This window comes from Brenneria populi (assembly GCF_036016195.1).
Lineage (GTDB): Bacteria > Pseudomonadota > Gammaproteobacteria > Enterobacterales > Enterobacteriaceae > Brenneria > Brenneria populi.
Genome location: NZ_JAYWTM010000001.1, coordinates 251,444 through 263,209 on the forward strand (window position 1 = coordinate 251,444; position 11,766 = coordinate 263,209).

At 64.3% G+C, this 11,766-nt stretch carries 10 protein-coding genes; 2 read left to right on the forward strand and 8 right to left on the reverse strand.

Features of this window, described 5'->3' with window-relative positions; all coding sequences use genetic code 11:
* Position 1: 1 nt before the first annotated feature.
* From VSX58_RS01165 to VSX58_RS01195, 7 genes are all read right to left on the reverse strand, one after another.
* Entirely contained in the window at positions 2-1,210 is a 1,209-nt protein-coding gene (locus VSX58_RS01165; RefSeq protein ID WP_327616429.1) for an amidohydrolase, read from the reverse strand.
* Positions 1,211-1,236: 26 nt separating this feature from the next.
* Complete coding sequence (locus VSX58_RS01170) at positions 1,237-2,016, reverse strand: SDR family oxidoreductase (RefSeq protein WP_327616430.1); 780 nt, start codon at positions 2,014-2,016, stop codon at positions 1,237-1,239.
* Between the two features lie 21 nt (positions 2,017-2,037).
* A complete protein-coding gene (locus tag VSX58_RS01175; RefSeq protein WP_327616431.1) occupies positions 2,038-3,729 on the reverse strand; it encodes an ABC transporter ATP-binding protein in 1,692 nt (563 codons plus the stop codon).
* The gene (locus VSX58_RS01180; protein ID WP_327616432.1) at positions 3,726-4,640 is read right to left on the reverse strand and encodes an ABC transporter permease; all 915 of its coding nucleotides are present in this window, start codon (positions 4,638-4,640) and stop codon (positions 3,726-3,728) included. The genes VSX58_RS01175 and VSX58_RS01180 overlap by 4 nt, the downstream gene beginning before the upstream one ends.
* 1 nt (position 4,641) lies before the next feature.
* Positions 4,642-5,628, reverse strand: a complete 987-nt coding sequence (locus VSX58_RS01185; protein ID WP_327616433.1) for an ABC transporter permease — start codon at positions 5,626-5,628, stop codon at positions 4,642-4,644.
* Between the two features lie 54 nt (positions 5,629-5,682).
* Positions 5,683-7,269, reverse strand: a complete 1,587-nt coding sequence (locus VSX58_RS01190) for an ABC transporter substrate-binding protein (protein ID WP_327616434.1) — start codon at positions 7,267-7,269, stop codon at positions 5,683-5,685.
* A 145-nt stretch (positions 7,270-7,414) separates the two neighbouring features.
* Entirely contained in the window at positions 7,415-8,119 is a 705-nt protein-coding gene (locus VSX58_RS01195) for an enoyl-CoA hydratase/isomerase family protein (RefSeq protein WP_327616435.1), read from the reverse strand.
* Positions 8,120-8,267: 148 nt separating this feature from the next.
* Here VSX58_RS01195 and VSX58_RS01200 point away from each other — a divergent pair, with 148 nt between their 5' ends.
* Together VSX58_RS01200 and VSX58_RS01205 are read left to right on the forward strand one after the other, a co-directional pair.
* Positions 8,268-9,290, forward strand: coding sequence for an alcohol dehydrogenase catalytic domain-containing protein (locus VSX58_RS01200; protein WP_327616436.1), 1,023 nt, complete (start codon positions 8,268-8,270; stop codon positions 9,288-9,290).
* A gap of 2 nt (positions 9,291-9,292) precedes the next feature.
* The gene (locus VSX58_RS01205) at positions 9,293-10,786 is read left to right on the forward strand and encodes a class I adenylate-forming enzyme family protein (protein ID WP_327616437.1); all 1,494 of its coding nucleotides are present in this window, start codon (positions 9,293-9,295) and stop codon (positions 10,784-10,786) included.
* Here the strand turns inward: VSX58_RS01205 and VSX58_RS01210 are convergent.
* A complete protein-coding gene (locus VSX58_RS01210) occupies positions 10,783-11,568 on the reverse strand; it encodes an IclR family transcriptional regulator (protein ID WP_327616438.1) in 786 nt (261 codons plus the stop codon). The two genes, VSX58_RS01205 and VSX58_RS01210, sit on opposite strands and share 4 nt — an antisense overlap.
* Between the last annotated feature and the right edge of the window lie 198 nt (positions 11,569-11,766).

Below are 11,766 nucleotides of genomic sequence, written 5' to 3' on the forward strand. Positions count from 1 at the left end.
GTTATTTCCCTGTTTGATGCGAAATAGGCGTCAGTTCCTGACGGACCAGCGTCACCCAGTAGCGTACGCCGATGGGGATCAACGCGTCGTTGAAATCGTAGCGAGGCGTGTGCAGGGGATGTTCATTCGCCCCCGCGCCGTTGCCGACCATCATAAATGCGCCGGGACGCTGCTCCAGCATGTAGGCGAAATCCTCCGCGCCCAGCAGCGGCGTCATCGCGTCATTGACGCGGCCCGCCGTTCCGGCCGTGCGGACGGCCGCCTTGGTGGCCCGCAGCGTCATCTCCGGGTGATTGACCAGCGGCGGGTATTGGCGGTCGTAGCTCGCCTCCGCACGGGCGCCGAAGCATTCGGCGCAGTGCCGCGCCAGCGCCTTAAGGCGCTCCGCCATCACCTCCCTGACGGCCGGCGAAAAGCTGCGCCCGGTGCCTTGTACGGTCACCCGGTCGGGAATGACGTTCGGCGCGTCGCCGTTGCCGCCGCAAAGGTGCCCGACGCTGAGTACGGCGGCATCCATCGCCGGGACGTTGCGGCTGACGACGCTTTGCAGCGCGGTGATGAATTGCGCGGCGGGCAGCGTCGGGTCGATGGACAGGTGCGCGCCGGAGCCGCCGTGGCCGCCCGTGCCGTGAAAAACCACTTTCCAGACGTCGCTGGCGCACAGCATGGCGCCGGCGCGGATGGCGAAGTCGCCCAACGGAATGCCGGGTTTGTTATGCAGGCCAAACAGGCGGCGGCAGGGAAAACGCGTCAGCAGGCCGTCGTTCAACATGGCCGGCGCGCCGCCCAGCCCCTCTTCGGCGGGCTGAAAGATAAAGTGCGCCGTGCCGGCGAAATCGGGACGGCGGGCCAGCGTATAGGCCGCCCCCAGCAGCATGGCGGTGTGGCCGTCGTGCCCGCAGGCATGCATCTTGCCGGGGTGCGCGGAAGCGTAGGGCAGGCCGGTCCGCTCTTCGATATATAACGCATCCATATCGGCGCGCAGACCGATGGCGTCATCGCCGGGATAGCGGCCGTTCAGCGTGCCCACCACGCCGGTGCCGCCGATGCCGGCGGCGACCGTCAGCCCCCAGGCGCGCAGTTTTTCGGCCACCAGCCGCGCCGTGACGAACTCTTCGAAGCCGATCTCCGGGTGCCGGTGGATACGGCGGCGAATCGCCACCAGCTCCGGCAATATGTCCCGTAAGGCGGTTTCATCCCAGGGTTCCATGGTGTCTCCTCTTCAGGCTCCCGCGGCTAAAAGGTGCCGGGGTAGCCGCCGCCGTCGATAAGCAGATTCTGCCCGGTGATAAATCCGGCCTGGCGCGAACACAAAAAGGCGCAGGCGGCGCCGAACTCCTCCGGCTCGCCGTAGCGCAGCGCCGGGTTGCCTGCGGCGCGTTCCCGGCGGATCTGTTCGCTATCGCGGCCGCTCTGTTGCGCCAGAGCCTGAATGTGTTGCCACTGTCCTTCGGTTGCGAAGATGCCGGGCAGAATATTGTTGATGGTGACGTTATGCCGGACCACGGTGCGCGACAGTCCGGCGACGAAACCGGTCAGGCCGCAGCGGGCGCTGTTGGAGAGGCCCAGCTCCAGCTGGGGCGTTTTAACGCTGCGCGACGTGATATTGACGATGCGTCCGAAGCCGCGCGCCGCCATGCCGTCGACGGTCAGGCGCATCATTTCGATCGGGCCGAGCATCATGCTGTCGAGCGCCGACAGCCACTGCCGGCGATCCCACTGGCGGAAATCGCCGGGGGCGGGACCGCTGGCGTTATTAATCAAAATATCCGGCTGCGGGCAGAGCGCCAGCACGGCGTTGCGGCCCTGCTCCGTGGTGATATCGGCGGCCAATACCGCCGGCGTCAGCCCGCTGAGCCGCCGGATCTCCTGCTGCGCCTGCTGCAAACTGGAGGCGGTTCTGGCCAGCAGGGTCACCTGCACGCCTTCGCGCGCCAGCTGCAGCGCCGCGGCTTTGCCCAACCCCCGGTTGCCGCCCCACACCAGCGCTTTTTTACCTTCAATGCCTAAATTCATGACGAAAACTCCGGTGGATGTTTATGCGTCGGCCTGCCGCGGCGCCACCGCGTTGCGCAGCCCTTTGGGCACCGCGTCGATAAGCAGCCGGGTGTAGGGGTGCTGCGGCTGGCGCCAGATTTGACGGTGATCGCCGCTCTCCACGCAGCGTCCATGCTGCATGACCATCACTCTGTCGGCGATATAGCGCACCACGGCCAAATCGTGAGAAATGAACAGCAGCGACAGCCCCATGTCGTTTTTCAGTTCAACCAGCAGGTTCAGGATTTGCGCCTGGATCGAGACGTCGAGGGCGGAGACCGGCTCGTCGCAGATGACCAGTCGGGGCCGCACGATCAGCGCCCGGGCGATACCGATGCGCTGGCGCTGGCCGCCGGAAAACTCGTGCGGAAAGCGCGTCAGGCTGCTTTGCGGCAGGCCGACGCGATCGGCCATCTGACGAATCAGCCGCCGGCGTTCGCGCTTATCGCCGATGCCATGCACGATCAGCGGCGTTTCCAGAATATGGGCGATATCGTGGCGCGGATTGAGCGAAGCGTAGGGATCCTGAAAGATCATCTGCACCTGGCGCCGCAGCTGTCGCAACCGCGACTCCTTCAGCCGGGTGATATCCCGGCCTTCGAGGATTATCCGCCCCTGCGCCGCCGGCAGCAGGCGTAGAATGGTTTTCGACAGCGTGGATTTGCCGCAGCCGGATTCGCCCACCAGGCCCAGGGTTTCGCCGGGGAAAATATCCAGGGACACGTCATCCACGGCGGCGGTACGGCCCTGCGCCGTTTGGTACTCGGTGCGCACGCCCTTTAACGACAACAGCGGGCGCGCCGAGCGGTCGGGCGCGCGCGCCGGCAGCGGCGGCGGCGTGAACAGGGTGAAGGTCGGCTCGCCGCGCTCGTTTCCGTGGCGGATCTCCGCCAGCCGGGCGGCGTGGTAGTGCGCGTCTTGCTCCATATGCAATGAGGTGGCGAGCAGCCCTTGCGTATAGCGGTGCGCGGGGGCGGCGAATAGCTGCGCCGTCGGCGCCTCTTCCACCTTGCGGCCGGCGTACATCACGGCGACCCGGTCGGCCCAGCGCGCCACCAGGCCCAGATCGTGGGTGATCAGCAGCAGGCTCATCGACAGCTCATGACGCAGACGATCGAGCAGTTCGAGGATCTGCGCCTGAATGGTGACGTCCAGCGCGGTGGTCGGTTCGTCGGCGATCAGCAGGCGGGGCTGACAGGCCACGGCCATAGCGATCATCACCCGCTGACGCTGGCCGCCCGACAGGTTGTGCGGATAGTCGTCGACGCGGCGGGCGGGTTCGGGAATTTTAACCAGATCCAGTAGTTCGATGGCCCTGGCCCGCGCGGCGGCCGGCGACAGCGAACGGTGTAGGCGCAGGGTTTCGCCGATCTGCTGCCCGATGGTGAGCACCGGATTGAGCGAGGTCATCGGCTCCTGAAAAATCATCGAGATGGCGTTGCCGCGCAGCTGGCGCATGCGCGACGGCGGCAGCGCCAGCAGATCCTGCCCTTCGAACAGAATACGACCGTTAATGCGTCCGGGTTCGGCGACCAGACGCATCAGCGACAGGGCGGTGGCCGACTTGCCGCAGCCGGATTCGCCCACCAGCGCCAGCGTTTCCCCGGGATGAATGGTTAAGTTCAGTCCGCGCACGGCCTGGTGGCCGGGAAAGGCGACCTGCAGATCCTGAATATCCAGTAACGGCGTCATGCGTTTCTCTCCCGCAGGCGCGGATTCAGCGCGTCATTGAGCGCGTCGCCCACCAGATTGAGCGATAGCACCGTCAGCACTAGCAGGCAGCCCGGCAGCGCGGTCAGATACCAGGCGGTGCGCAGGGATTCGCGTCCGGCGCCGATCATCGAGCCCCAACTGACGCGATTGGGATCGCCGAAGCCGAGAAAAGAGAGCGCCGATTCAATCAGGATGGCCGAGGCCACCATCACGGAGGTCGTGACGATGATCGACGGCAGGGCGTTCGGCAGCATCTCTTGCAGGATAATGCGCAGGCTGGAAAAACCCTGGCTGCGCGCGGCAAGCACGAAGTCGCTTTCGCGCAGCGTACGGAATTCGGCGCGCACCAGACGGGCGATGGTCGGCCACGACGCGATGCCGATGGCGCAGGAGATCAGCGCTACCGAAGGCTGCCCGATGGCCACCAGCACCACCACCAACAGAAAGGTCGGGAAAGTTTGAAACAGTTCCGTGACATGCACCAGTATGTCATCGACGCGGCCGCCGAAATAGCCGGCCAGGCTGCCCACCAGCGTGCCGATAAGCAGGCTTACCAGCACCGAACTGAAGCCGATCAGCAGCGACACCTGCGCGCCGTGAACGATGCCGGCGGCGACGTCGCGCCCCAGGGAGTCCGTGCCCAGCGGATAGTCGGCGTTCTGGCCGGGCCACAGGAACGGCTGCGCCACCATATCGAGAGGGTCGCCGGGATAAATAAAGGGGGCGGACAGCGCCATGAACAGCACCAGCAGAAGCAGCGCCAGCCCGGCCATACCGGCCGGATTAGAGAGAAATGCGCGCAGTTCCGGCGACAGGCGGACGGTTTTTTCCCGCCGGGTCGCGATATCGCCGGCCGGCGCGGCCGCGCCTTCGGGGAGCGAATTTTTCATATCAATGCACCTTGATGCGGGGATCGAGCCAGGATTGCAGTAGGTCGACCAGAACGTTGGCGACGATCACCAGAAAAGCGGAGAGCAGCAGCACGCCGAGCAGAACGTTAAAGTCGCGCGCCAGTACGGCGTCCAGCGCCAGACGGCCAAGCCCCGGCCAGCTGAATACGGTTTCCACCACCGCCGCGCCGCCCAGCAGATTGCCGAAATGCATTCCGGCCACCGTGGTGATCGGCAGCAGCGCGCAGCGCAGAACGTGGCGCACGGTTACGGCCAGCGGCGCGAGGCCTTTGGCGTGCGCGGTGCGCACGAAATCCTGCCGGCTGATTTCCAGTATGGCGGCGCGGGTCAGGCGCGCGTAGATGGCGATGAAGAAGCTGCTCAACGCCAGCACCGGCAGCGCCGCGTGCCGCAGCATATCCTGAACGTAGTCCCAGCCGCGCAGGTCGGCGCCGATGGTGATATTGCCGCCGCTCGGCAACCAGTCGAGATGGACGGAGAACAGGATCAGCGCCATCAGGCCGATCCAGAAACCGGGCGTGGAGTAGAGCAGCAGGGCCAGCAGGGAGAGCAGGCGGTCGGGCCATTTGCCCGCCCAGACCGCCATAACGGTACCCAGCGCGACGCCGATCATCACGGCCGCCGCCTGCGCCAGCAGCATCAGAAACAGCGTGCCCGGCAGGCGCGACAGGATCAGCTCCGTCACCGGCGCGTTATAGCGCGGAGAGAATCCTAAGCTGAAATGCGCCAGATTATTCAGATAGCCGTACAGCTGATACAGGATCGGCCGGTCGAGGCCGAACTGGCTGCGCATCTGGGCCAGGGTTTCCACGGTGCCGCCGCCCGCTTCCCCGGCCAGCACGTCCGCCGCGTCGCCGGGCACCAGCTGCAGCAGGAAAAAAACCACGATGACGATACCGATAGCGGTCGGGAGCGCGTGGAGTAGCGTGCGTCGCAACGCGCGCCATATTCGTGCAAATTTACTCATCGTCTTCCTTTCGCGTTCTCCCCGCCGGCGGCGGGGAGCGATGAACGCCTTAAGTTACTGTTCCAGCCAGACGTCGGCCAGAGAGCCGTTGACCCCTTGAATATCGGTCAAATGGTTGTGGACGCGCTGGTTGTAAATGGTTAACCGCTTAAGCTGCAACAGGTTCAGATCGGGCAGTTCCTGCTCCACGATGCGCTGGAACGCTTTATACAGCTCGGCCCGCTTGTTTGGGTCGAGCTCCACCGCGGCCTGCTCCAATAGGCGATCGACCTCCGGGTTGTGGTAGTGGGAGCCGTTGCCGAACGGCACGCCGGGTTTAAACGCCTGCGACCAGTAGAGACGCTGTACGCCCACCGCCGGATCGAACAGATTGGAAATAGAGTGGTTGGTGAAATCGAAATCGCGATCGGTATACACGCGTTTGATATAGGTGGCGAAATCCTGCGAACGGATGGTAACGTCGATCCCTACCTTGGCCAGCGCCGATTTGACGTACTCCGCCACGCGTTTAAAGCCATCCCCATACGGCAGGTAGTCGTGCGTCAGCCGAAAACGGACGCCGTTGGCCTGGCGGGGAAAGCCGGCTTCATCCAGCAGTTTTTCGGCCCGCTTGGTATCGAAAGCATAGGGCGAGGGGGTACTGTCGTGGAATTGAGCCAGTTCGGGCGTGACGGGCGTGGGCGAGTTGACCGCATAGCCGTACCACACCACATTTTTCAGCACCTCCCGGTTGATACTGTGCGCGATGGCCTGCCGCACTTTCAGGTTTTTAAGGTACGGATTATCCAGATTGAATTCGATGCGGGTCTGGGTGGGACCGTAGCCGTAGCCGCCGGTTTCGATGCCCAGTTTGGGATTGTTCTTGATGCGTCCGATTTCGCTCAGCGGCACCGGCGATTCGCTGCCCAGATCGACGGCGCCGGTTTCGAAGGCGATGGTGCGGGTGGCCGCGTCGGGAATAAACTTCACCACCAGTTTATCGATGTAAGGCTTCGGTCGATCCCAGTAGTTGGGATTGCGTTCATAGATAATGTGGCTGCCGCGCACCCACTCTTTGAAGATGAACGGACCGGTGCCGATCGGGGCGCTGTTGTGCGGGTTGCTGCGGATATCCGTCCCTTCGTACAGGTGGCGCGGCACGATGGGCGCCTCGTTGGCGGAAAAGGCGCTGATGAGATAGGGCGCGGGCTGCGACAGCTCGACAACGGCGGTATAGGGATCGGGGGTTTTGACCTCGGCGACGCTGGCGAAGGTGCCCTGACCGCGTGAGTTGTACTGCTTCACCGCGAGAAGAGAGAAAGCGACGTCTGCGGAGGTGAAATCTTTGCCGTCGTGCCACTTAACGCCCTGACGCAGATGGAAAGTATAGCGTTTGCCGTCCGGGCTGATTTCCCAACGGGTGGCTAACTGCGGGATGGGTTTGAGATTGAAGTCGTAGCTCAATAGCCCTTCGATCACCTTGGCGTTCACTTTGAGTATCGGGCCCGCCGTATTGACCAGCGTGGTCAACACCGGGGGTTCCGGCTCCACCAGAAAATTCAACGTACCGCCGGGCCGGGGCGCCGGTTCGGCCGCCCGGACGCCGGCGATAGCGAGCGAACCGATTAAAGCCAATAAAGGGAGAACGCTTTTTCTATTCATCTTTCCATCCTGTAGTCACCTGGACACCCATATGCCGTGTCTTGCCATCACTGCCGTCATCGTATTGGAACGGTTATTTAAAACAAACGTTTAAATTTAGCTATGCTTGGATCAAAAACGCATAATCGCCAGGGCGTGCGCGGCATCAGTCATTGCGGGCTCCTACGGACTGACGCGCCCGATCGACCAGCGCCATATGGCGCTGCAAACGCCGTTTGCGTTCGGCCAGCAGCAGGCGCTTAGTCCACTCCACGGCTTTACTGGAGTGAGACGCCAGCCTGGCGGCCGTCTCCAGCGACGTTGCGTAGGCGTCCGGCGCCACCTGATTGACCAGCCCGATGGCCAACGCCTCCTCGGCGTCGAAAGCGCGCGCGCTAAGCATGATATCCAGCGCCCGCGCCTCGCCGACCAGACCCGGCAGGGTGATGGCGCTAAAACCGGAGAGCATGCCGTGCTGTACCTCGGGAAAGCTGAACCGGGTATCGCGCCGGGCGATGCGGAAATCGCAGTGAATAGCCAGACTGATGCCCAGACCGAGCGTGTAGCCGTGCAGCGCCGCGACCACCGGTTTACTCAGATCGTTGCCGACGCCGGGCAGCGCGCGCGCCAGCAGGCCGCTGTCAACCGTTTTGCCGGTCGCAGCGATCTCTTTAAGGTCGGAACCGGCGCAAAAAGCCCGTTCTCCGGCGCCGCGCAGCACGATGGCGCGCACCTTGCGATCCCGCTGCGCCCGTTCCCAAACCTCGGCCAATTCGCGTTTTGCCGCGCTGTCCAGCGCGTTCAGACGCTCGGTGCGATTGAGCGTGACGACCAGCAATCCCTCGCCAATATTTTGATATTCGACGGTCATAGTTGCGCCTTTGCTGAAGGTGAAAAAAAAGACGTTTTGCCGCTTGAACTCTGCGGCAAAGTAGGAAAAACTTAATCCATGTGTGTATTGTGTACAATATGTTTATTATATGAACATGTTATCGTCGGGTCGAAAAAGGTTATAAAACATGAAGGCAATCGTACTGACAGCATTCGGCGCGCCGGATCGGTTACAAGCGCAAGAGGTGCCCACTCCCGGCGCGGGCTACGGCGAGGTGGTGGTCAGGGTTCATGCGGCGGGCGTTTGCCACCATGACCTGCTGCATCGGGCGGGCAAGCTGCCGGGAGCCCGCAGCGGCGTGGTGCTCGGCCATGAAGCCGCCGGCGAGGTGGTCGAGGTCGGCGCCGGCGTGCGGCAAGTGGCGGCGGGCGCGCGGGTGGTGGTTTACCAGCGCCGTTTTTGCGGCCAGTGCCGCGATTGCCTGCGCGGACGCCAGGATCTGTGCCGGGCGCTGGGTCTGCCGTCGGTGGATACCGAGGGCGCCTATGCGGAATATTTGCGCGTTCCGGCGGTTTCCGTCGTGGAACTGCCGGCCGGTCTCGACTATACCCAGGCCGCGCTGGCATCCTGCCCGATAGCCACCAGCGTGCGGGCGCTGTATGGCGAAGCGGCGCTCAGGCCGGGCGAAAGCGTGTTGATCAACGGCGCCGGCGGCGGTCTGGGCGCGCACCAGATCCAACTGGCGCGCGCGCTTGGCGCGCGGGTGATTGCCGTTACCGGCAGCGCGGAAAAAAGCGCCTTTATCCGGGAGCAGGGGGCCGACGAAGTGATCGTCGGCAGCGGCGGGTATAGCGCGGAGGTCTGGAAACGCACGGCCAAACGCGGCGTTGATGTGGCGATCGACAATCTCGGCTATACGCTTGAGGAGACGCTGCGCGCTATGGCGCTGGGCGGGCGCGTCGTGGTGTTGGGCAATGTGCTTCCCGGCAGCGTAGCCGTCACGCCCGGCCTGTTGATTGGTCGGCGGCTCCGGGTGCAGGGCTCCGGCAGCGCGACGCTCGAAGAGCTGCGCACCGCCCTGGCGCTGATCGGCGCCGGCCGGGTAAAGCCGCTGGTCGATCGGGTGCTGCCGTTTCATCAGGCCGCTCTGGCCCACGCGCTGCTGGAGACGCGGCAGGTCAGCGGGCGTATTTTGTTGAGCGGGTGGTAGGCATGGATATCAGTACCTTGCTCGGGCAGGCCGCCCGCAAGTGGCCGCATGAAATCGCGCTGTGCGAACCGTCCAGCGCGCGAACGCTGACCTTCTTCGAACTCGATCTGGCCCTCAGCGCGGTGGGGCGGGCGTTGGATCGGCTGTCTATCGCGCCGGGGGAGCGGGTTGCCATACTGGCCGACGCCGGCATCGATTACCTGATCGCCGATTACGGCTGCATGGCCTGCGGACGGGTGCGGGTGCCGCTGGACCCGGCGCTGTCCGAGCATGAATTGCTCGCTCAGCTGCGCGATGCCGGCGCCGCATTGCTGCTGTTTTCCGCGCAGTACGCGGCGCTGGCCGATGCGATGCGGTCGGCGGGCATCGAATGCCAGCCTCTGAGTTCGGTCATCGAGTCGTCGCCGGCGGCGTCCGCGCCCAGACCGGCGCAGCCCGCCCAGGCGCTGGCTTCGTTGAACTATACCGGAGGAACCACCGGCGCGCCGAAGGCGGTTATGCACCGGCACGTCAGCCTGTGCGCCGTATTGCAGAATATTGTGATGGCCCGTGGCGCCGCGGTCGGCGATATTCTGCTCAATGTCCGTCCGCTGTGGCCGATCGCCGCGGTGGCGGTGTTGGCCCACCTGTTGAGCGGCGGGCGGGTGGTGCTGGGCGGGCGCTTCGATGCCGCAACCTTTATTGCCCAACTGGCGGCGTATCGGGCCGCTTTCAGCTCTCTGGTGCCGACCCAACTGCTGCGGCTGCTGCGCGAAACGGGCGCGTCGCCGGCGCCGCTGACATACCTGAAAAGCATCGATATCGGCGCCGCCGCGCTGGCGGAGGAGGTGCGGGAGGGCGCCTGCGCGCTGTTCGGCGAGCGGATCGGCGTACTCTACGGTATGACCGAAGCGCCCTGGAGCTGTTATCTCTCCGCCTCGCAGATGGCGGCGGCGCGGCGCGACGGCGCAAGCATCGAGGGGTTGGTGGGGCGTCCGCTGTTTTCCGCCGCGGTACGTATCGATCGGGCCGGCGCTGATGGCGTCGGCGAGATTTTGATCGCCGGCCCGCAGCTGATGGCGGGCTATTGGCGGCGTGCGGAACTGAGCGCCGGCGTGCTTGATAACGGTTGGTTGCGCAGCGGCGATCTGGGACGGATACGCCCCGACGGGCAGCTGCTGGTTCTGGGTCGCCGCAAGGAGATCATCCGCAGCGGCGGCAAGTCGGTACAGCCCGGCGAGGTGGCGCAAAGTTTATTGCGTTATCCCGGAGTGCTGGATGCGCACGTATTCGGTCTGCCGGACATCGAGTGGGGGGAACAGGTGTGCGCCGCCGTGGTAACGGACGGCCGGCCGGCGTTGACGGCGCGGCGCCTGATGGAACATTGTCGCGCGCGGCTCTCGCGTCATAAGGTGCCGCGCCAGATTTTCTTTGTCGAACAATTGCCGCGCTCCCACTACGGCAAGGTGCAGAAGAGCCTCCTGCTGGCGGCTCTCGGCCTGGCGCCGCAAAGCTAGCGGCCGCCGAGCTGCCCCGCGATGCCTTCGCAGGCCCGCCGCAGATGTCCGGCCAGGGGCGACGTCGGGCTGATCTCCTCTTCCATGTCCAGGCCGGCCACCACCACCGCCCCCACGGCGATGCCGGATTCGGCCCGGATGGGAAAAGCCGCCGCCGACAGTCCGGGCTTAAACTCGCTGCGGCCGAAGGAGAAATGCTGCTGGCGGCGGATCTGTTCCAGAAGCGGCTGCGCCTCGGCGTAACGTTCTGCGCCGAGAATATCCGCCGCCGCCGCCGCGTCGTAGGTAGCCAGCACCGCCCGTCCGCTGGGGCTGCCGTCGATGGGGAATTGGTCGGCCAGATCGACGATGGCGTTGAGCGGGGTGGTCGGGGTCCACATGCGCTCGATCAACACCACCTGGTCCGCTACGGGAACCGATAAGGAGACGATAGCCTGGCGATCGCCTATCGTGCGTTGCAGCTCAATGATGTAAGGCAGCGCGATCTTCCTTAGATTCAATCGATTAAGATAGGCCGACGAATAGATCAGACTCTCGGGGCCGATGCGGTAGCTGCCGCTCTGCGACTCGACCAGATTCCAGTGCCTCAGGGTTTTAAGCAAGCGGTGAATGGTGGTGCGATCGAGCCCGGTAAGCCGCGCCAATTCCAACGCGCTGGCGCCGTATCTGAGCCCGGAGAGGGTCCGAAGCAGCGCGATCGCGCGATCGATAACCTGCACGCGTCCGTCGCCGGCGCTTTCCTTACTGTTGTTGTTTGTGGAGCCTGCGGGTGAAGTATCCATTACGGTAGAGGTTTCCATCATTACTGTCGTCGGCTGCTAAGATTAGCCGTTATCACCGGCGGGGGAAAGCGCTACCGCGCCTCGACATCCGGCGCGCAGACGGCCGGCTCCCGCCGATATCGGCGGACGACCGCCAGACGGCAGCGCTAATTCGACTCTTTCATTATCCATATTTCAGCAATTGAAATTAAATAAAAA